This window comes from Rhodococcus erythropolis NBRC 15567 (genome assembly GCF_001552595.1).
Lineage (GTDB): Bacteria > Actinomycetota > Actinomycetes > Mycobacteriales > Mycobacteriaceae > Rhodococcus_F > Rhodococcus_F erythropolis.
Genome location: NZ_BCRM01000006.1, coordinates 16,561 through 37,636, shown reverse-complemented (window position 1 = coordinate 37,636; position 21,076 = coordinate 16,561). Strand labels below are relative to the sequence as shown.

Sequence of the window (21,076 nt, the reverse complement as noted above, 5' to 3'; positions counted from 1 at the left end):
CTTTCACTCAGGTGCGGTAACCGCCGTCTTCGAGACCGGCCTCGATTTCGAACCGGTTCCGCGGACCGCGATGACGCAACTCCTCACGCAGGTACAGCAGCCCGAATACGATTCCGTACCTGGCCCATTGGTCCGCGTGAACTGCCTCGTGGCGAAGGACGGATCGAGTCGTGTTTCGCCGGGTGAGGTACACACCACCGAGAGTTGTTCCGCCTCTGGCGAACCCGCCGCGCAGCCCGGAAGCGACAAAGATCCCGGACTCGTCGTCGAAGCGGATGTCCGCGCCGAGAATCCCGGCGTAGAACAGCGCGACGCGAGTGACGAATGCGGACTGCGCGCTGCCCCGACTCGCTCGGATCAGCGGCAGTCCGCGCCGTGCACACACGAGAAGATCAGCCCAGCAGTTTCTCGCGGAGCGCCTTGTCCTTGTCGAGCACCATCGCCTCGAGGCTCTCCTGGAAAGCCACCATCCGCTGCTGCAGTGCGGGATCCGAAGCGCCGAGGATCCGAGCAGCCAACAGACCGGCGTTGCGAGCGCCGCCGATCGAGACCGTCGCCACCGGGACGCCGGCCGGCATCTGCACGATCGAGAGGAGTGAATCCATACCGTCGAGGTACTTGAGCGGCACCGGAACACCGATGACCGGCAACGGTGTAGCCGAGGCAACCATGCCCGGAAGATGCGCGGCGCCACCGGCACCGGCGATGATGACCTTGATTCCGCGGCCCGCGGCTTCCTTGGCGTAGTCGAGCATCCGCTGAGGCGTGCGATGCGCCGAGACGACACCGACCTCGAACCGGATACCGAACTCGGCCAGAGCTTCGGCTGCAGCTTCCATGGTCGGCCAATCCGAATCGCTGCCCATGATCAGGCCGACCTGCGCGCTCTCACTCACCGTGTACATCCCATCCGTCGGTCCAAACTGCATACGAAAGCCAATGTGCTGCGCGCTCGGCGCGTTCCCGAACTGCGGCAACGTAATTCGGATCGTCGATGGATCCGGCGCCGCCGACGATGTTGACGTGGCCGATCTTGCGATCCTTGCGCTCACCCTTGCCGTACAGGTGGATCTTCGCATCGGGCATCCGCGCGAAGAGGTGATGGACACGCTCGTCCATCGTCATCTCGGGCGCTTCCGGCGCACCCAGAACGTTTGCCATCACCGTGACCGGCGCGATCGGCGAGGTGTCGCCGAGCGGGTAGTCGAGAACGGCACGCAGATGCTGTTCGAACTGAGAGGTGCGTGCGCCGTCCATCGTCCAGTGACCGGAGTTGTGCGGGCGCATTGCCAGCTCGTTGACCACGAGAGTGCCGTCAGTCGTCTCGAAGAGTTCGACGGCCATCGAACCGACGACACCCAACTCGGAAGCGATGCGTAGCGCCAATTGTTCGGCTTCCTCGGCAACGGCACTCGAAAGGGCGGGGGCAGGTGCGATCACGACGGCGCACTGGCCGTTGCGCTGAACGGTCTCTACGACCGGCCACGTAGCGCCCTGTCCGAACGGCGACCGCGCAACCATGGCAGACAGTTCCCGACGCATCGAGACCATTTCCTCGACGATCAGCGGAACACCCTTGTCCAACTGCTCGGTGACAATGGCTTCTGCTTCGTCCTGATCATCGGTGATCCATACACCCCGGCCGTCGTAGCCTCCGCGGGTTGCCTTGATGACAAGCGGCCAACCGTGTTCGGCACCGAAACGCACGACGTCTTCCGCCCACGTCACTTCGGCGTACGCGGGTACAGGTGCGCCCAGTTCGGCAAGTTTGCGACGCATCAGCAGTTTGTCCTGAGCGAAGATCAGAGCCTGCGGCGGAGGCTGAACGTTCACGCCTTCGGCAACAAGAACCTCGAGATGTTCGGTCGGCACGTGCTCGTGGTCGAACGTCAACGCGTTGGAACCGACCGCTGCGCGGCGAAGAGCGTCGAGGTCGGTGTGGCTACCGAGCACGACATCGGGGCTGACCTGAGCTGCCGGCTCGTCCGCAGTCCCGGAGAGCACTCGGAGCGTCTGGCCCAGGGCCACCGCCGCCTGGTGAGTCATCCTGGCCAACTGTCCGCCACCGATCATGGTGACGACGGGCATGGATGCTTTTGCCGGTCGAGGGGTGGTCGGGCGGGCGGGGATCTGCGCGGGATCGTTGTTGCCGGTCACGGCTCTCTATGTTGTCATGTGCCGCGTTCGCCCGTTCATTCAGCGTTCCCAATCTGTGATTCTGCTGATGAATCCGCGGCAAATTGGTGGTAACGCGGTTTCGTTTCGTAAACTCATCTGTTGTGCCATTTGTCGACGGGGTCATTGCCCGCATACCCCAACCGTTTCGTGACATCGCTCTGCGTCACAGCGAGCTGATCAAATTCGCGATCGTCGGCGGAACGACCTTCCTGATCGACTCGGGCATCTTCTACACACTCAAGCTGTCGATCCTCGAATCCAAGCCGATCACGGCCAAGATCATCGCCGGCGTCGTCGCGGTGATCGCGTCGTACATTCTCAACCGCGAGTGGTCGTTCAAGAACCGTGGTGGCCGTGAGCCAGCGCACGAAGCTGCGCTGTTCTTCATCATCAGCGCCATCGGCGTCGTCATCAGCTTCATACCGCTCTACATCTCCAGTTACGTCTTCAACCTGCGCGTACCCGAAGTCAGCTTGGCGACGGAGAACATCGCCGACTTCATCAGTGCGTACGTCATCGGCAACCTGCTGCAGATGGCGTTCCGATTCTGGGCCTTCCGCAAGTTCGTGTTTCCCGACGAGAATCCGGAACCGCTCGAACTGTCCGACACCACAGGATTGTCCGAAACCACAGCGTTATCCGAAACCACGGCGTTATCCGAAACCACGGCGCCTGACCCGGTCATTCCTGATGCCGAAGAGGAGCTCGGGCACTCCTGAGTTTTCCGTCTGCGCGAGCCTTTCGGTCAGCGCGGTTCGCGGTGCGAAACGACGTCCGCGGTCGGCGCAGTGTTGGCCACCGGCAGGAAGACGGCGAACAAGGCAGGCTTACGCCTCTGCAGTTCCAGTCGGCCCCCGTCGGCCTCGATCAGTGCACGTGCGAGCGCCAACCCGACGCCGGTGGACCCGGCCCCCGAAAATCCTCTGTCGAAGATGTGCGGTGCAAGATCGTTCTCCACGCCGGAGCCTTCGTCGGTGACCTCGACGCACACCATCGAGTCACGACGAGACGAACTGCGCCCGGTACCGTCGATCAATCGGACAGACACCGTGCACGTGCCTTCACCGTGTTCGAACGAATTGTCGACCAGAACGGAAACAGCTTCACGCAGACGCGAACCTGTGGTCGCGGCCATCACCGCGCGATCGCCGCGTAGGCGGAGCCTGCGTCCCTCTCCGTCGAACTGAGCCTGCCAGTCGCGGGTCACCTGTTCCAGCTCGCCGACTACCGACACCAGACTCGCCGATGACCCACTGGTGCGCGACGAGCGAATCAGGTCGTCGATTCCGTCGGTGAGCCTGTCCACTTGCGCCATGGCTTCCTCGGCCTCGTTCACGACGTCAGGATCTTCGTGAACGGACAACTCGTCCAGGCGCAGCCGCACTGCAGTCAGTCGACTGCGCAGTTGATGCGAGACGTCCGCAACCAGCGCGCGCTCTCGTTGCAGCCGCACCGAAATCTCCACAGTTGCCGCATCGAGGACGTCGGACACGCGGTCGAGTTCGGGGATGTCGTGCCGACGAGGATCCGGCCGGAAGTCACCTTCGGCGAGGCGCGCCGCCCGGTCGGCCACATCCTGCAGCGGATCGGCAAGCCGACGTGCAGTGACCACAGCTACCACGGTGCCTGCCGTGATGGACAGAAGCACGAGCACACCGACGGCCATCACCGCTTGCTTCTGCTGGGTGCGCAAGTTCTCCGACGGCACCTCGAGGCGCAACGAGCCGGACGTTCCCATCGCGAGCGATTCGACGAGTGCGTTCTTGACCGTCGCCTCACCGACGTCGACGCGTGCAGCGCCGTCGACGACGGTCGGATACACGACGACGAGGCGCCCGTCGTTCGGGGTGAGAACCTTGAGCGAATCGGTGTTCAACGCACCTTCGACGAGCCCGTTCGTCCCCTCTTGCGCGATGACCTCAGCGGCCATCCGGTCGAGGCGCACCCGGAGATCACTTCGCGTCACGTCCTCCACCCAGAGCCACGCCGTGTAGATCAGCGGAACCCCCAGCAGCAACGCCGTCATGATCACGACAGCGAGAATCGACTGCAATATGCGACGCCGCATGCCGGCAGTTCCTGATTCTCGAGAAGTTAGTCGGTGTTGATTCGGAAACCGACACCGCGGACGGTGGCAATTCTGCGTTCCACGGCAGGGCCCTCGTCACCGATCTTGCGGCGCAGCCACGACATGTGCATGTCGAGCGTCTTCGATCCACGAAGCTCGACGTCGCCCCACACCTCACGAAGGATCGTATCGCGCGATACTACTTCCCCGGCATGCTCGAGGAGGACCCGCAGAAGTTCGTATTCCTTGTTGGCCAAGGCGATTTCGGAGCCGTTGACGAGTACGCGTCGTGCCGCGGGCTCGAGCCTGATGCCACCGACCTCGACGATCGTGTCCTCGCGGCCACCGTGGCGACGCAGGAGTGCTCGCACACGTGCCATCAACTCGGCGAGACGAAACGGCTTGCTGACGTAGTCGTCGGCGCCGGCGTCCAACCCGACCACGAAGTCGACTTCGTCGGTCCTGGCGGTCAACATCAGCACGGCGAGCGAGGTGCGATGCGCACGAATCTGTCGACAGACCTCGAGGCCGTCCATGCCCGGAAGGCCGAGATCGAGAATCAACAGATCGAAATCACCTTCGAGCGCCTGCTGCAACGCAGCGGGTCCGGTCGGTTCGACCGTCACCGAATACCCTTCACGCCCCAGTGCGCGGGAGAGGGGTGCGGCAATGGCCTCGTCGTCTTCGGCTAGCAATACGGCAGTCACACGAACAGACTACGGACAACACGCCTTTGCACGTTGATTACCAGCCATTTCGATCGTTCGGGTCGTCGTTTTCACCCGCCGGCCGCTGCGGTGGCTGCGATGGTGGCTGCTGCATGGAATCGAAAACCTGGTGATACAGCAGGGCGTGAACGTGCTCGACGTCAGGAATGTCGTCGAACTCGAGCGGATCGTCACTGGCAGAGGCGATGACCAGAGTTCCGGTCTTGAGCATTCGATCGATCAAGCCGTGGCGGAACTGAACATTGCTGATCCGCCCCATGGGGATGTCGATACCGGTATGCGTGAGCACTCCGTGGCGGATGAGCACTCGCCGATCGGTGACGATGAAATGCGTGAACTTCCAGACCGTGAACGGCGCAACCGATCGCCAGGCCACGACACCGAGCCAGATGATTCCGATGGCGATGGACGACACGGTGCGAGCCGTGCCGTCCAATCTCGTCTGTGCGAGGCCCAACAAGAACCCGGCGACGGCCGTCGCAAGCACGAACGTCAGCGCCGGAAGCACCAACATCTTCCAATGAGGATGGCGATGCAGTATCAGTTCCTCGTCCTGAGCGAGGGCGTCTTCGGGATATCCCATGACGGGAAGTCTGCCATCCCGCACCGACTTTCAGGCACACCGACTTTCAGGCACACCCACGTTCAGGGCAACGCTCAGGGCTGCGCGATCTTTCGCAGCACCAACGGGGTCACGACGATGATGATGCCGTACAGCACCATCCACACGCCGACCACGATGCGGAAGACGTCGAGCGAGAGTTCGGGCTGCAGAAGGACGATTGCACCCGCGACGATGCTTATGACTCCGAGCACGATCGACAGACCGCGATCGACGGTGTGCCCGGACGCCGCGTCGACCAGATCGAGAACGCCACGGAATACCCACCAGGCACCGATCACCAATGCGATCAGAACCACCGTCTGCAAAGGGCTACGGAGAACCAGGAATCCGAGGAGCACTGCCAACGCGCCGGAGATCGCGACAAGCGTCCGAGTTCCACCCGAAGCCGCCACGTCCGCGAACGAACGGATGATCTGGACGATTCCGAATCCGAACAACTGAATCGCAATGACAACCGCGACCACGAAAAGGGTGGCATCCGGCCATGCGAGTACGGCGATACCCAGGCCCAATGTGAGGACACCGAGCAGCACCGTCACACCGGTGAGTACGCGGCGAGCGCTCTCGGCCGTCTCGGCTTCGGTCGGAACAACGATCGGTGTGGTCATGACGCCCCTAGGCAGCTCAGTAAATCCCGCAGTTAAATGAAATGAAGGACGGACGGTTGGTTCGAAAACCGGCCAGGGCCAAAAATTAGCACTTTGGTGCCAGAAAATCCGGCAAGGCTCACGATTCGGCTACCGGGGCGGCCCGAAGGTGCGTGATATCACCCGCAGCGACCGCAAAGGTCTCCCCATCTGTTCCCTCGATTTCGATGACGACGCGGCCGGAAGTGTCGACGTCGGTCGCGATACCGAACACCTCCTTGTCGCCCGGCAAGACCGCGCGGACTCGTTTGCCCAGCGTCCCGCAACGCTGCCGGTATTCGGCAGCCAACACAGATGTATCCCATTTCGATGATTCCCAAGCACGGAATTGCGTCGCCAACTCACGGGCGATTGCTCGAACGAGGGTGTCGCGGTCGACAGTCGATGCTTCTTCGATGAGGAGTGATGTAGCGGTCGGGACGGGCAACTCCTCGACACCCAGGCTCACGTTCAACCCGATGCCCACCACCACCGCGGGATCGGGCGCTGTCCTTGCCACCTCGGCCAGAATTCCGGCGACCTTCTTGTCACCGATGAGAACGTCGTTCGGCCACTTGAGTTCTGCGGGCACTTCGGCCACGTTCCGCAGCGCGTCGACGACCGCGATTCCCGACAGTAGCGGGAGCCAACCCATGTCCGTGAGATTCATTCCGGGCATCGACAGCAGAACCGACATCGAGATCTGCGCTTGCGGCGGACTCACCCAAGTGCGCGAATGACGGCCACGGGCACTCGCCTGATACTCGGCGATCAGAACATGACGGTCGGCATCCGGATCTGCCGCTCGCGCAAGGAGATCCGCGTTCGTCGAACCGGTCTCCTCGACAACGTCGAGGCGGTTCCAGAAAACGCGCGCGTCGTCGTTGTCACTGCGCACGAGTGCGCGTCGTAGGGCATTGCCGTCGAGGGGCGGTCGGTTCAAGTCGGTCCACATAGCCCCAGCCTATGACGACAGCGAGAATGTACTGGTCAGTAGCTTGAGCCTGCAAGACAGCGACAATCGGACCTGCCTTCGAAGCCCCCCACGCACTCTCGTTAAGCTCACGTCCATGACCACTGTCCAAGAGCCGAACGCGCCGGAGGCGGCGGCCGCACCCGATATCCACACGACCGCGGGAAAGCTCGCGGACCTGCGGAATCGCCAAGCCCAGGCGCAGGCACCGAGCGGCGAAGCCGCCATCGACAAGGTGCACGCCAAAGGCAAGCTGACCGCCCGCGAGCGCATCACCGCCCTCCTCGACGAGGGCTCCTTCGTCGAACTCGACGAACTGGCACGGCACCGAAGTGTGAACTTCGGTCTCGCTGACAACCGCCCGGTCGGCGACGGCGTCGTCACCGGTTACGGCACCATCGACGGCCGCGACGTCTGTGTCTTCTCACAGGACGCCACCGTTTTCGGCGGATCGCTCGGCGAAATCTACGGTGAGAAGATCGTCAAGGTCATGGACCTCGCGATCCGCACCGGTCGCCCCCTCGTCGGCATCAACGAAGGTGCAGGCGCGCGCATTCAGGAAGGCGTCGTCTCGCTCGGCCTCTACGGCGAGATCTTCCACCGCAACGTCCAGGCATCGGGTGTCATCCCCCAGATCTCACTGATCATGGGACCCGCCGCCGGCGGCCACGTCTACTCCCCCGCACTGACCGACTTCGTCGTGATGGTCGACGAGACTTCCCAGATGTTCGTCACCGGCCCCGACGTCATCAAGACAGTCACCGGCGAAGACGTCACGATGGAAGACCTCGGTGGTGCTCGCACCCACATGGTCAAGTCCGGAGTCGCCCACTACGTCGCTTCCGGCGAGCAGGATGCCCTCGACTACGTCAAGGACCTGCTCAGCTACCTGCCGTCCAACAACCAGGCAGCAGCTCCCCGCGGCGAGATCACCGACCCGATCGTCGGTTCGATCGAAGACAGCCTGACCGCTGAGGACATCGAACTCGACACCCTCATCCCGGATTCGGCCAACCAGCCGTACGACATGCACGAGGTCATCCGTCGCATCCTCGACGACGACGAGTTCCTCGAGGTCCAGGCCGAGCGCGCGATGAACATCATCGTCGGTTTCGGTCGCGTCGACGGCCGCTCGGTCGGCATCGTCGCCAACCAGCCCACCCAGTTCGCGGGCTGCCTCGACATCGACGCCTCGGAGAAGGCCGCTCGCTTCGTGCGTACCTGCGACGCGTTCAACGTCCCGATCATCACCCTCGTCGACGTTCCCGGTTTCCTCCCCGGAACCGAGCAGGAATACAACGGCATCATCCGTCGCGGCGCGAAGCTCCTCTACGCGTACGGCGAAGCAACGGTCGGCAAGATCACGGTCATCACCCGCAAGGCTTACGGCGGAGCGTACGACGTCATGGGCTCCAAGCACATGGGCGCCGACGTGAACCTGGCATGGCCGACCGCTCAGATCGCCGTCATGGGTGCATCCGGAGCTGTCGGATTCGTCTACCGCAAGCAGCTTCTCGAAGCCGCGAAGAACGGCGAAGACGTCGATGCACTGCGCCTCAAGCTGCAGAACGAGTACGAGGACACCCTCGTCAACCCGTACGTCGCCGCTGAGCGCGGATACGTCGACGCTGTCATTCCTCCGTCGCACACCCGCGGACAAATCGTTTCCGCATTGCGACTGCTCGAGCGCAAGGCCGTTTCCCTTCCGCCCAAGAAGCATGGGAACATTCCCCTATGACCGCAACCACCGAGGACATTCTCAGCGAAGATGTCGCACTGGCGGAGACTGCACCGACCAACGGTGCGGTCGTCGAGGGAAGCGCGACGGACGCTTCGCTCACGGAGCTGACCGAGACGTCGACCTCCGACGCGTCGGTCATCAAGATCGTCAAGGGTTCGCCCACCGACGTCGAGATCGCGGCACTGGTAAGCGTGCTTGCCGCGGCTGCCGGCAGCGGTCAGGCTCCCGAGTCGAATGTTCCCGCGGAGACCTGGGGCGATCCGACTCAGTTCCACCGCACGCGTGCGCCGTTCTCGCCGTACGCGTACCTGAACCCCGCGATCCGTCGCAGCTGACGATCACTTGCTGACGTGACTCAACTGGTTCTAGCTTCAGCGTCCCCGGCTCGCCTCGCAGTTCTGCGGGCGGCCGGGGTTTCGCCGCTTGTGCGTGTCTCCGGCGTCGACGAGGACAAGATTGCCGACAACCTCGGCCCCGACGCCGCTCCCGAAAAAGTCGTGACGGTGCTGGCGGAAGCCAAGGCCGCCGAGATCGTTCCCGGCCTCGCCGCCGACAATCTCACCGACGTAGTCGTTGTCGGGTGCGATTCGATGCTCCTGATCGACGGGCAACTTCAAGGCAAGCCGGGCAGCGTAGACATCGCCCGAAAGCGATGGGCCGCAATGGCCGGACGCAGCGCCACTCTCTTGACCGGGCACTGTGTCCTGCGCGTCGCCGACGGCCGCATCGTTCGCATGGCCTCGGATCACAGCGCAACAGTGGTTCATTTCGCGCAACCGTCCACCGAAGATCTCGAGGCATACCTGGCAACGGGCGAACCGCTCCAAGTCGCCGGAGCATTCACGCTCGACAGTCTCGGCGGCTGGTTCGTGGAGAGGATCGAGGGTGATCCCTCGAGTGTCATCGGTATCGGATTACCTTTGGTACGAACACTGCTCGAGCGTGTCGGGGTTTCCGTCTCGGATCTCTGGCGCACGCAGAGCATCTTCTGACACGATTTCTCCAAGCACGTTTTCTCCAAGCACGTTTTCTCCACGCACGTTTTCTCCACGCACGTTTTCTCCAAGCACCACTGACCAGCCTCGCATCGGGTTCATGCCGATGCGAAGCTGGTCGTTTTTGTTGTCGCCGAAGAGGCTTGACCCCTCAGGTTTTGAATGTGGTGTTCGCGGGCCGCGGGTGCTGCCGCGGGTCGATCGAGGGCGGCGGGATGAACCACGGTTTGTTGTCGACCCCGATTCGGATTTCCCATTTCCCGACGAACCTGGATTTGCGGTGCATCAGCCGGTGATGCGAACGGCACAGCAGGACAAGGTTGCTCATCACCGTCGGCCCGCCGTTGGCCCAGTGCCGAATATGGTGCGCATCCGTCCAGGCCGGTACACACGTGCAGCCGGGGAACGCGCAGCCTTTGTCGCGGGCGATCAACGCCACTCGCTGTTCGGCGGACACCAACCGTTTCCCGGGTTTCGCATCCAACGGCGCGCCGTGGTCGTCGAGCAGAACAGTCGACAGGAAACAGTCACACCCGAGGAGTCTGGTCTGCGACACGGACAGTGGTCCGAGCCAGGACATGTGCCCGACATCAAGATCGGCCGGCTCCAGTGAGCCGTCATCACCCGAATCCGAAGACTGTGCGGCACAACCCCGATGCTCAGCCAAATCACGAGCATTGATGTGCACGTTCACATGCGGCCGCTGACCACCATCCGTACCGGTCTTGGCGCAGTCCAAATACCGGCGGATCAGTTCGGTGAACCCGTCCGCCGTGCGTTTCGCCGCCGACCGAGAATCCGGGGTTCCATCCGGTGCCGGGGTCGGCATCGTCAGATTCGACAACGCCGACAACAACATTTCACCGGTGAGAGCATCGAAATCCCCGCGCACCACCACCCGACCGTTCAACGTCGACGCGATCCGGAGCTCGTTGCGGTCGATATCTTCGGCGGGCGGAATCTCATCGGATTCGAACACTCGCTCCAAGGTCGCGATCACGTTCCGTACCTTCGTGGTCGTGGCCTCCACTCCGGAAGCGGCAGCCAACAACAAGTCGATACAGCGAGGGAGCGCTTCGTCCGGCATGCCCTTCGGCGGGGATTCGCAGAACGCCACGATCAACACGGCATGATCGAACGAGCAGTCCCCGACATCGAACCGAGCTGCCACCGCCGGAAACGGGCGCAGCGCTGCACCGAGGGCGGCGATCTTCTTCCCGTCCCGAACCTGCAGCATCGTGTTCGCCGCCAACCAGCACCCCACCCCGCGGCTCGCGATCACCTGATCATCCGGCCGCAACGACAACTCGTCCACCACCGCCACCCGAACAGCCTCGAGACGCAGAATCTCCGCACTCGCCGACACCGCAGCTGCACACAACTCAGAAGCAGACAACCGCCACAGACGTCCGCGCAACCCCACCGCAGAACCAGACACCACATCCGACAACAAGACACTCATTGAATCCCCCGATCCCCTGAACACAGGCTACTCGAACACCCGTTCGAGTCAAGGGTATTTTTTTCAGACTGGGGAATTGACCCGCGGCAGGGCGGTCGAGGCCAATCCGATGCCGAGCGCAATTGCTGCGATGATCGCGAGCACGCGGCGTTGGGCTTCGAGAAACGCTTCGCCGGCCGCCGCGCGAGTAGATGCGTACGCGGCATCAACTGCCACTTGAACGGCTTGGCCCCCGGCGCCGGCAGTTCCTTCGCGGCGACATTCCGGCGCCACCTCCATCGGTGTTCCGGATGCCAATTGACTTGTCGCGCAATCGACAAATGCCTTTTCGGCGATGTCGACCAGGCCGGGATTCACGCCGGCAGCTTCAAGATTCGCAACGTACTCGGGCCGCTCCCCCTGCACTGCTTGCGGAGCTTGCCCCGCAACGAGCGAGAAGAACACCACTCCGATCAGGGCCAGTCCGATCGAGCTGCCAACCTGCTGAACGGTCGGTAGCAGTCCCGACACCGAACCCGCGTGCGCGGGTTCGACCGTCGCGAGGATCGCGGTTTGCAGTGGCGCCACGAACAGTCCGAGCCCTGCGCCCCCGAGGAGGAGAGGACCGGCGAGCGCGAGCCAGCGTGGATCAGTTCCTTCGTGCTCGAGGATGACCGACAACGCGATCAGCGAGCCGGCAAAGACGACCATCCCCAAGATCAGGACGCGGTTTCCAAGCATCCGGTACACCGCGGATGAGAGAACCGCAGCCACGCCCATGCCGACGGCCCACGGGAGCGTCATCACGCCCGCTCGCAATGCGGAGAACCCGAACCCGAACTGAAGCGTGAGACTGATGGTGAAGATCAACGAAGTCAGGGTTCCGAAGAATACGAACGCAAGAACCGCGCCGATCGCGAAGGCTCGGTCGCGGAAAAGCTCCAGACGAAGGACCGGATCGCCGCCTCGTTTCGCCAGACGCGATTCGTAGAGCACAAACGCCAATGCCACCGGCACCGACATCGCGAGCATGACAACAAGACCTGTGGGCCATCCACGCGCCCTTCCCTCGGCCAGGGGAAGGATCAGCAGGAACAGCGCCAGCGATGACAGTGCGGCGCCGATGAGGTCCAGTGAGCGCACATGCTCAGCGCGAGCATCGACGAGATGGAAATACCCGAGAATCAAGGCGGCGATGCCGATCGGAATGTTGACGAAGAAGATCAGGCGCCAGCCCCAGTCGAAGAGATTCCACTCGATCAGCAGCCCGCCGATCAGAGGCCCACTGACCGTTGCGAGCCCGATGGTCGCACCGTAGATCCCGAACACTCGCGGATGCCTGGCCTTCGGAAACAGACCCGAGATGATGGCAAACGTCTGAGCGGACATCGAACCGGCCGCCAACCCTTGCAAACCCCGGAAGACGATCAACATCGTCGCGCTCTGAGCGAGCCCGCACAGCAACGAGGCCGCGACGAATACGGACAGGGCGGTCAGAAAAACAACCCTACGACCGAACAGGTCCCCCAACCTGGCCGCGGTGATCAACGAACACGCAAAAGCCAGGATGTACACGCTGACCATGAGCAACTGCGCCGATACGCCTGCTTGAAGATCGACGGCGATACTCGGAAGCGCGACGTTGACGATCGTCGCGTCGAGCAACTGCATGAACGCCGCCGCCAGACTCGTCGCCAACCCGAGCCAGGGCGTCAGAGAACCAGCTCGTCGTCCGCCCTTGTGGTCGGCGCCGACAGCGTCACCTAAAGGGTCCGGAAGCACCGAATGATCCTAATCGAACAGGACGCTTCTAGAACCTGTTCTTGTTTAGATTGTAGTATTTCGGACAATTCAGTCCCCCAGATGGGATAGTTCGTCGTCTGCCCATTTTCAGAGCAGGCTTCTCGACGACACACGCAGGAGTTCTACTCGATGGATCTGAACTTGATCACCCATTGGCACCCGCTTCCTGGACGGGTAATCGAATGGGGCGTCACGCATGCTTCCGCTCAACGAGCCGCCGAAGCCGAGATCGACCGAGAACTACCCCCGACCACGATGCAGGATCGCCACCTGCGACGCGCCCGCGTCACCGCAGAGAAGGGCGATCCGCAGTCTCCGTGGATCGGTATCGCCTTCGATTTCGCAGGAACACTCGACCGCGACGCCATGACGCGAGCCCTGCAGCGCTACGTCCGTCGCCACGACACGCTGCACAGCTGGTTCTCCTTCGACGAAGCAACCACCGACGCTGCGGACACCGCGTTCGAGGTCCGTCGACACGTGGTGCCGGTCGAGAGCATCGAACTCGAGTACCGCGTCGGCGACGACGTCTCCGAATCCGAGGCGATCCGCGCACTCGTCGCAACCAAGTTCGCAACGGAAACCAGTGCCCTTCAGTGGCCGGCCTTCGTGTTCGGCGCCGTCGAGCACCACCATGCCGACCTCGAAGCCGATCCGAGCTTCACCCTGTTCCATGCAGTCGACCACGCCCATTCGGACATGAACTCGATGGTGCTGATGTACGCGGAATTGCGTCAGCTCTACGCCGCGGAAACGACCGGGTCACATCCCGAACTGGGCCCCGCGGGAAGTTACGCACAGTTCGGTCGCGTCGAACGCGAGCGAACAACCGAACTGACTATGCAGTCCCCCGAAGTGCACCAGTGGCTCGGTTACCTCATGCGCAGCGGCGGCTCGTTCCCCGGATTTCCGCTCCCGCTCGGGGCGGAAGACGCGCCCAAACCGGCTATCGGTTCACGCTTCGACCTGGCCGACGACAATGAGTGCGAAAGGTTCGGTGCGGTCTGTAAAGCCAACGGCGCCAACTTCATCGGTGGAATATTCACCGCCCTCGCGATTGCGGAATTCGAACTGGCCGGACGCGACAAGTACATCGCCCTCTCGCCGGTCAGCACACGAACCGAGGCCGACTCGTTTGCACAGGGCTGGTACATCAACCTGATCCCGGTCGGCATCGACGTCGACGACAAGCGACGCTTCACCGAGTTGGCAAAGCTCGGGCAGCAGGGGTACCACGACGGCAAGGCACTCCTCGATGTCTCTGTGCAGCAAGTCATCGATCTGGTTCTGTCGAGCTTGGCCGAGTCGGATTCCGCACCCGGCGGATTGTCGAAGACGCTCACCCCACCGCCGATCGTCTCGTACATCGACGGCCGCCGCATGCCGGATCCATACAGTTACGCCGAGACGAAGGCAACGGGAATCGTCGGCGGCAAAGAGACGCAGATCGCGTCGATGTGGATCAACCGGATGCACACCGGCACCTGGATCGCCGTGTCCCACCCTGACACCCCTATTGCCCACGAATCGGCCACCCGCTTCGCCGAGCACGTCTCCAAGATCATCAAAACTGTTGCAGCTCAGGGCGACTACTCGTTCTCGGCACCAGAGGGAGCGTCCTGATGCATGTCACCTCGATCGATCGATACGGACTCGAGCCCGGAATCGTCACCGAATGGTCGCTCCAGCCCGCGGACGGCGCCGTCACCGAGTCGGAAGTACCACCGTCGTACAACCAACATTTCCATCTCGAGACTGCGCGAACACACGGCATGGGCCGGAGTGTGTGGATGGCAGCCGCATTCGACCTTCCCGGAGAACTGAATCGGCCCGCACTCGATCTCGCGCTGCGCCTGTTCATCAGTCGCCATGACACTCTGCACACAGGATTCGAGGTGGGCGAGTTCACCACCACCCGAATGGGACTCGATCCCGACGGCACACACATCGAGACTTCGGAACCTGTGAAGTTCGATTCGACCGAAGTCCTCCGAGCGCACCTCAAGAAGCGATTCACGACGGTATGCGATCCACTGACCTTCCCCGCCTACACGTTTGCCACGGTCGAACGCGAAGAGCACTACACGGTCCTGAGCGCCTTCGATCACACCCTCGTCGACGGCTACTCGTTGGTCATCGCTCTCGGGGAACTGCGACAGATCTACGAGGGACTGATCGCAATACCCGAACTGACCGACCACGAGGCCGTCGACGCAGTGATGAGCCGACTGGGTGACCCGGGAAGTTTCGTGCGGTACTGCGAACTGGAGGCCGACGCTCTGCTTCCCGTCGACAACGACCCTCGAATCCGAGAGTGGGCAAGGTTCTACGAGATTTGTGGTGGCACATCGCCGAGTTTCCCCTTGGATCTCGGCGTCGAGGCAGGAAAGCCCGCGCCTCAGGGCGCCGATGTGCGCGTGCTGCTCGACGAGGAACTGACCGCGACGTTCGACGAGATCTGCCTATCCGCCGGCGGCAGCGTGTTCACCGGAATCCTCACTGCGATGGGACTTTCCGTCCACTCGTTCACCGGACAGGCGACGCTTCCACTGCAATTCCCGCTGCACATCCGCAAAGATCCACGCTGGGCCGACGCCATCGGCTGGCTCACCACGAGCGCGCCGATCACGGTCCAGATCACTCCCGATGCGGATTTCGGTGCATCCCTTGCACATACGCACGCGTCGTTCCGAGTTGCGTTGACGCTCGAGGGCGTCACCATGGCCCAGGTTCGAGATGCTTTGGGCGACAAGATTCGACGCACGCGCACTGACGTCTTCATGGTGTCGTACATCGATTACCGCAAACTACCCGGCACCGACGATCATGATCTCCTCAACGCTCATCACATCAGCAATGTGACTGTCGCCGACGATGCCCAGTTCTGGATTTCGCGAACGAACCGTGGTCTCTCGCTGCGTTCGCGCTTCCCGGACACCGACACGGCAAACGAAACCATGGTGAATTTCCTCACCGATCTCGACCGGATTCTGAGGGAAGTCTGCGCCCGGGGCGTGACGCCGATCGGAAGTGTCACCGAACAATTGAGAGATTCGAGCGTCGGGGCAGGAACACCGAGGATTTAGTGTCGACAACGGGTACGAGCAGGCAGAACCTGCTTCCGGGCGTCTCCCCTTGCGCGCAGCGCATAGAATCGATCAAGTCCGTGTTCGAACCGAACGATTCGTCTTCAGGAGTACGCCCGTGCCCGTTGCCCCCGATCCCTCAACCGCGTTTGCCGAGTTCGCGCATCCCGACCGGTTGGTCTCGACGGAATGGCTCTCGGCGAATCTCGGTACGCCGGGCCTCAAGGTCGTCGAATCCGATGAAGACGTGTTGTTGTACGACGTCGGCCACATTCCCGGCGCAGTGAAGATCGACTGGCATCTCGACCTCAACGATCCGGTCACCCGCGATTACATCGACGGTGCGAAGTTCGCAGAGTTGATGAACCGCAAGGGCATCAGCCGCGACGACACCGTCGTCATCTACGGCGACAAGAGCAACTGGTGGGCCGCCTACGCACTGTGGGTCTTCACTCTGTTCGGCCACGAGGACGTCCGTCTTCTCGACGGTGGCCGCGATGCGTGGATCGCCGAGAACCGTGACACCGCATTCGACGTTCCCGACATCACGTCAACGGATTACCCGGTCGTCAAGCGCAACGACGCTCCCATCCGCGCATTCAAGGACGACGTACTTGCGCACTTGGGCGACGGGCCGCTCATCGACGTGCGATCTCCGCAGGAGTACACCGGCGAGCGCACCCACATGCCCGACTACCCCGAAGAGGGTGCGTTGCGCGGTGGACACATTCCCAGCGCTCTCAGCATCCCGTGGGCGAAGGCGGCGGCACCGGACAGCCGCTTCCGCACCCGCACCGAACTCGGCGAGATCTACGGCGGTCTGTCGGCCGACGACAACATCGTCGCGTACTGCCGCATCGGTGAGCGTTCCAGCCACACCTGGTTCGTGTTGACCCATCTTCTCGGCTACCCGAACGTTCGTAACTACGACGGTTCCTGGACCGAGTGGGGCAATGCAGTGCGCGTCCCGATCGTCCAGGGCGAAGAGCCCGGCGCAGTTCCTTCCTCCGTATCGGCGTCATGAGCGCTCTTCCTTCGGCTCTGGCCGAGATCGTCGACGACTTCGCAGCCGTCGGCGCCTCGGACAAGCTCACCCTTCTTCTCGAGTTCAGCCGAGAGCTACCGCCGTTGCCGGCGGAGCTCGAGCAGAGCGCGATGGAGCCGGTCCCCGAGTGTCAGTCGCCGCTGTTCCTCTCGGTCGACGATTCGGATCGCGACAACGTCCGTCTGTACTTCAGCGCGCCCCCCGAGGCTCCCACGACGCGTGGTTTCGCATCGATCCTCGCGCAGGGGCTCGACGGTCACAGCGCGGACGAGATCCTCGGTGTACCCGACGACTTCTATTCGGCGCTCGGTCTCGCAGAAGCTGTGAGCCCGCTCCGTCTGCGCGGAATGTCGGCCATGCTCGCGCGCATCAAGCGGCACTTGCGGGGCTGAAAACATGGAGTTCACCGAACTGGCCGACTATGCGATTCCGGCCGGCGCACTCGTCGAATGGTTGCCGTGCGCAACCGGGCCTTGGGTTCCGGATCCGCGGCCCGTCTCCTACATTCACGAGGCACATCTCAACCGTTCCGCTGCAGGCGCGGGCGACAAGTCTTGGCTGGGAACAGCTTTCGAGATTTCCGGCCCGCTCGACGTCGATGCGTTCCGAGTCGCCCTCGGCCGCTGGATCGACCGTCATGAAGTTCTGCGCTCGCATACCGTCCTCGAGCCCTCGAGTGGCGAGATCACCCGGCACACCGTCCCGATCGGCGGAATCGACATCGGGGTCGTCAGCCACGGCTACGACGCGTCCAGCCAGGACAACTTCGACCACCTTCACCGCCTGTTCGACGATTACGCGTCCCCTCACAGTTGGCCGTCGTACGTCTTCGCGACGTTGACGCCCCGCGGTGGCGACGGTCCGTTCACCGTGTTCTTCGCGGCGGACCACTCGATCATCGACGGTTTCTCGATCGTGCTGGTCGCTCACGAGATCGCAGCGCTGTACCGCGAGGCCTCGACCGGCAGCGCTGCAAATCTGTTTCCGGTCGGCAGCTACGTCGATTTCGGTGCCGTCGAACGCGAGCAGATGGCCGACATGGAAGCCGAGAAGGCTGCGGTGGAGATCTGGCGTAAGGCTCTCGGAACGGACGGGTTACCCCAGTTCCCGCTACCGATCGGTGAACGCGGAACCGATTCTCAGAACGGCCTGTCGACCTGGCTGCTCGACGCCGAGCAGTCCAAGGCCTTCAGTTCGACGTGTGCAGCCGCCGGCGTGGGTTATTTCGCCGGACTACTCGGCGGACTTGCGGCCGTGGGTCGCGAAGTCGCGGGATCCGATCAATTCGAGGTCGTGACGCCGGTTCACACCCGCAGCGCTCAGGAGTGGGCGGGTGCGCTCGGCTGGTTCGTCGGACTGTGCCCGGTCGAGTTCGCCGTTGGATCGGACTGTTCGTTCGGCGACCTCGCGACACGCGCCGCCGAATCGATCGCTTCGGTCAAGCCTGCCGCCGCTGTCCCGTTCGATCGGATCGGTGAGCACCTCGAAACCCCGATTCGACCGCGATTCGTGGTGTCCTACATGGACGTTCGCTTTGTACCCGAGGCCGCACAGTGGCCCGAATGGAACGCCAGAGCACTTCGAAGCAAGGCATACACGCACGACGTCTACATCTGGATCAACCGCACACCCCAAGGCCTCAATCTCGCAGTCAGGTATCCAGGCAACGAGACGGCGAACGCCGCGGTTCACGCCTACGTGGCCGCACTGCGCCGGACCGTCGAAGAAATCGTCGCCGAACCGGACACCGGCACCTCCGGCAGCTACTCATCGGTAGTTTTCGAAACCGTTTCCTAAGCCGGAGTGGGCTTTAGCGATCCGGTTACAGCCAGCGCCGAAGCGATGCATACACTCCGAAGTGATGCCAATCCCCCGATGGTGAAATCCCAGAGGAATACACCGCGGAGACAGACTATGCGAACCACAGGAGGCTCAGTGCCCAGTCATGCCAGCGCGCACATTACGAAGGTGCTTGTCGCGAACCGCGGTGAAATCGCGGTACGGGTCATCCGGGCGGCCAAGGATGCCGGCTACGGCAGCGTTGCCGTTTACGCCGAGCCCGACGCAGAAGCGCAGTTCGTGAAGCTCGCAGACGAGGCATTTGCCCTCGGCGGACAGACGTCCGCCGAGTCCTACCTCGTGTTCGACAAGATCCTCGATGCCGCCAAGAAGTCCGGCGCCGACGCCATCCACCCCGGCTACGGCTTCCTCTCCGAGAACGCCGACTTCGCCCAGGCCGTCATCGACGCGAACCTCATCTGGATCGGTCCGTCACCGCAGTCCATCCGCGACCTCGGCGACAAGGTCACGGCACGCCACATCGCAGAACGCGCGAAGGCTCCGATGGCTGCCGGCACCAAGGACCCCGTCAAGGGCGCAGACGAGGTCGTCGCATTCGCCAAGGAATACGGCGTACCGGTTGCGATCAAGGCTGCCTTCGGCGGCGGTGGACGCGGCATGAAGGTCGCCCAGACCATCGAGGAAATCCCCGAGCTGTTCGAGTCGGCCACCCGTGAGGCCATCGCAGCCTTCGGTCGCGGCGAGTGCTTCGTCGAGCAGTACCTGGACAAGGCCCGCCACGTCGAGGCTCAGGTCATCGCCGACCAGCACGGCAACGTCGTCGTCGCCGGTACCCGCGACTGCTCACTGCAGCGTCGCTTCCAGAAGCTCGTCGAAGAGGCTCCGGCTCCGTTCCTGACGGACGACCAGCGCGCACGCATCCACGCGTCCGCCAAGGCCATCTGCAAGGAAGCCGGCTACTACGGCGCCGGAACGGTCGAGTACCTGGTTCAGGGCGACACCATCTCCTTCCTCGAGGTCAACACCCGCCTGCAGGTCGAGCACCCCGTCACGGAAGAGACCGCGGGCATCGACCTGGTGCGTCAGCAGTTCCTCATCGCCAACGGCGAAGAACTCTCCATCAAGGAAGATCCCACCCCGCGTGGACACTCCTTCGAGTTCCGCATCAACGGTGAAGACGCCGGCCGCGGCTTCATGCCCGCCCCCGGCCCGGTCTCCGTCTACCGTGAGCCCACGGGCCCCGGCGTCCGCGTCGATTCCGGTGTCGTCGCCGGCGACGTCATCGGCGGACAGTTCGACTCCATGCTCGCCAAGCTCATCGTCACCGGCGCCACCCGCGAAGAAGCCCTCCAGCGGGCATCGCGCGCTCTGGCCGAGTTCGAGATCGACGGCCTCGCGACCGTCCTCCCGTTCCACCGCCACATCGTCGAGAACCCGGCGTTCGTCGGTGACGGCGAGAAGTTCGACATCTACACCAAGTGGATCGAAACCGACTGGGAAAACACCATCGAGCCGTACGCCGGTTCCGGTGCACCGGTCGACGACGAGGACGAGGCTCTGCCGCGTCAGAACGTCGTCGTCGAGGTCGGTGGACGTCGCGTCGAGGTTTCCCTCCCGGGCCAGTTCTCGCTCGGCAACGGCGGCGGCGCAGCATCCGGTGCCATCCGCAAGAAGCCGAAGGCACGCAAGCGCGGCGGCGCCGGCGGCGGCGCAGCATCCGGTGACGCCGTCACCGCTCCGATGCAGGGCACCGTCGTCAAGGTCGCAGTGACCGAAGGCCAGGAAGTCGCCGAAGGCGACCTGATCGCGGTTCTCGAAGCCATGAAGATGGAAAACCCCGTCAACGCGCACAAGGCCGGTGTCGTCACCGGACTGTCCGTCGAGCCGGGTGCAGCAATCACGCAGGGAACGGTTCTCGCAGAACTGAAGTAAGGCCTCCGGCCCCGTGCGCCTTTCCGGTAGTCCCC

20 protein-coding genes are annotated in these 21,076 nt (G+C 63.0%); 10 read left to right on the top strand and 10 right to left on the bottom strand.

The features are described 5' to 3' along the window. Positions 1-7 precede the first annotated feature (7 nt). Genes RE4_RS11515 through RE4_RS11505 form a run of 3 tightly spaced genes read right to left on the bottom strand, consistent with a single transcriptional unit; the run spans position 8 to position 2,088 of the window. Complete coding sequence (locus RE4_RS11515; protein WP_020907086.1) at positions 8-385, bottom strand: hypothetical protein; 378 nt, start codon at positions 383-385, stop codon at positions 8-10. Between the two features lie 7 nt (positions 386-392). Then, positions 393-905 carry a 5-(carboxyamino)imidazole ribonucleotide mutase gene (purE, locus tag RE4_RS11510; RefSeq protein WP_019747756.1) on the bottom strand — a complete coding sequence of 171 codons (513 nt, stop codon included), beginning with the start codon at positions 903-905 and terminating at the stop codon, positions 393-395. Then, positions 889-2,088: a 5-(carboxyamino)imidazole ribonucleotide synthase gene (locus RE4_RS11505; protein WP_020907084.1), complete on the bottom strand. Its 1,200-nt coding sequence runs from the start codon at positions 2,086-2,088 to the stop codon at positions 889-891. Before RE4_RS11505 ends, purE begins: the two co-directional genes overlap by 17 nt. Positions 2,089-2,279: 191 nt before the next feature. Here RE4_RS11505 and RE4_RS11500 point away from each other — a divergent pair, with 191 nt between their 5' ends. Next, positions 2,280-2,897: a GtrA family protein gene (locus RE4_RS11500; RefSeq protein ID WP_021332550.1), complete on the top strand. Its 618-nt coding sequence runs from the start codon at positions 2,280-2,282 to the stop codon at positions 2,895-2,897. A gap of 26 nt (positions 2,898-2,923) precedes the next feature. On the opposite strand, the gene RE4_RS11495 is transcribed toward RE4_RS11500, so the two are convergent. The 5 genes from RE4_RS11495 to RE4_RS11475 all read right to left on the bottom strand — a co-directional run bounded on the left by RE4_RS11495 (position 2,924) and on the right by RE4_RS11475 (position 7,180). Then, positions 2,924-4,246, bottom strand: coding sequence for a sensor histidine kinase (locus RE4_RS11495; RefSeq protein WP_021343703.1), 1,323 nt, complete (start codon positions 4,244-4,246; stop codon positions 2,924-2,926). A 26-nt stretch (positions 4,247-4,272) separates the two neighbouring features. Continuing rightward, entirely contained in the window at positions 4,273-4,953 is a 681-nt protein-coding gene (locus RE4_RS11490) for a response regulator transcription factor (RefSeq protein WP_003940916.1), read from the bottom strand. Between the two features lie 37 nt (positions 4,954-4,990). Beyond that, entirely contained in the window at positions 4,991-5,557 is a 567-nt protein-coding gene (locus tag RE4_RS11485; RefSeq protein WP_021343702.1) for a PH domain-containing protein, read from the bottom strand. A gap of 74 nt (positions 5,558-5,631) precedes the next feature. Beyond that, positions 5,632-6,207 (bottom strand): HdeD family acid-resistance protein, encoded by a 576-nt coding sequence (locus tag RE4_RS11480; RefSeq protein WP_046378328.1) that lies wholly within the window; start codon positions 6,205-6,207, stop codon positions 5,632-5,634. A gap of 118 nt (positions 6,208-6,325) precedes the next feature. Beyond that, the gene (locus RE4_RS11475; protein WP_019747752.1) at positions 6,326-7,180 is read right to left on the bottom strand and encodes a biotin--[acetyl-CoA-carboxylase] ligase; all 855 of its coding nucleotides are present in this window, start codon (positions 7,178-7,180) and stop codon (positions 6,326-6,328) included. A 115-nt stretch (positions 7,181-7,295) separates the two neighbouring features. On the opposite strand from RE4_RS11475, the gene RE4_RS11470 reads away from it, so the two are divergent. Genes RE4_RS11470 through RE4_RS11460 form a run of 3 tightly spaced genes read left to right on the top strand, consistent with a single transcriptional unit; the run spans position 7,296 to position 9,931 of the window. After that, positions 7,296-8,936, top strand: a complete 1,641-nt coding sequence (locus RE4_RS11470) for an acyl-CoA carboxylase subunit beta (RefSeq protein WP_060938609.1) — start codon at positions 7,296-7,298, stop codon at positions 8,934-8,936. Next, positions 8,933-9,274 (top strand): acyl-CoA carboxylase subunit epsilon, encoded by a 342-nt coding sequence (locus RE4_RS11465; protein ID WP_019747751.1) that lies wholly within the window; start codon positions 8,933-8,935, stop codon positions 9,272-9,274. Before RE4_RS11470 ends, RE4_RS11465 begins: the two co-directional genes overlap by 4 nt. 15 nt (positions 9,275-9,289) lie before the next feature. Further along, complete coding sequence (locus RE4_RS11460; protein WP_007731146.1) at positions 9,290-9,931, top strand: Maf family protein; 642 nt, start codon at positions 9,290-9,292, stop codon at positions 9,929-9,931. A 154-nt stretch (positions 9,932-10,085) separates the two neighbouring features. Here RE4_RS11460 and RE4_RS11455 read toward each other — a convergent pair whose 3' ends face one another. Next, positions 10,086-11,396 carry an HNH endonuclease signature motif containing protein gene (locus tag RE4_RS11455; protein WP_060938608.1) on the bottom strand — a complete coding sequence of 437 codons (1,311 nt, stop codon included), beginning with the start codon at positions 11,394-11,396 and terminating at the stop codon, positions 10,086-10,088. Between the two features lie 63 nt (positions 11,397-11,459). Next, on the bottom strand, positions 11,460-13,157 hold the full coding sequence (locus RE4_RS11450; RefSeq protein ID WP_046378326.1) for an MFS transporter: 1,698 nt from the start codon (positions 13,155-13,157) through the stop codon (positions 11,460-11,462). A gap of 150 nt (positions 13,158-13,307) precedes the next feature. Here RE4_RS11450 and RE4_RS11445 point away from each other — a divergent pair, with 150 nt between their 5' ends. From RE4_RS11445 to RE4_RS11420, 6 genes are all read left to right on the top strand, one after another. Further along, positions 13,308-14,801, top strand: coding sequence for a condensation domain-containing protein (locus tag RE4_RS11445; protein ID WP_020907077.1), 1,494 nt, complete (start codon positions 13,308-13,310; stop codon positions 14,799-14,801). Beyond that, positions 14,801-16,264, top strand: a complete 1,464-nt coding sequence (locus RE4_RS11440) for a condensation domain-containing protein (protein ID WP_060938607.1) — start codon at positions 14,801-14,803, stop codon at positions 16,262-16,264. The genes RE4_RS11445 and RE4_RS11440 overlap by 1 nt, the downstream gene beginning before the upstream one ends. 118 nt (positions 16,265-16,382) lie before the next feature. Continuing rightward, entirely contained in the window at positions 16,383-17,288 is a 906-nt protein-coding gene (locus RE4_RS11435) for a sulfurtransferase (protein ID WP_019747746.1), read from the top strand. Then, positions 17,285-17,701, top strand: a complete 417-nt coding sequence (locus RE4_RS11430) for a SufE family protein (protein ID WP_003940804.1) — start codon at positions 17,285-17,287, stop codon at positions 17,699-17,701. The genes RE4_RS11435 and RE4_RS11430 overlap by 4 nt, the downstream gene beginning before the upstream one ends. 4 nt (positions 17,702-17,705) lie before the next feature. Next, positions 17,706-19,106, top strand: coding sequence for a condensation domain-containing protein (locus RE4_RS11425; RefSeq protein ID WP_020969197.1), 1,401 nt, complete (start codon positions 17,706-17,708; stop codon positions 19,104-19,106). Between the two features lie 138 nt (positions 19,107-19,244). Next, complete coding sequence (locus RE4_RS11420; RefSeq protein ID WP_019747743.1) at positions 19,245-21,041, top strand: acetyl/propionyl/methylcrotonyl-CoA carboxylase subunit alpha; 1,797 nt, start codon at positions 19,245-19,247, stop codon at positions 21,039-21,041. Positions 21,042-21,076: the final 35 nt, after the last annotated feature.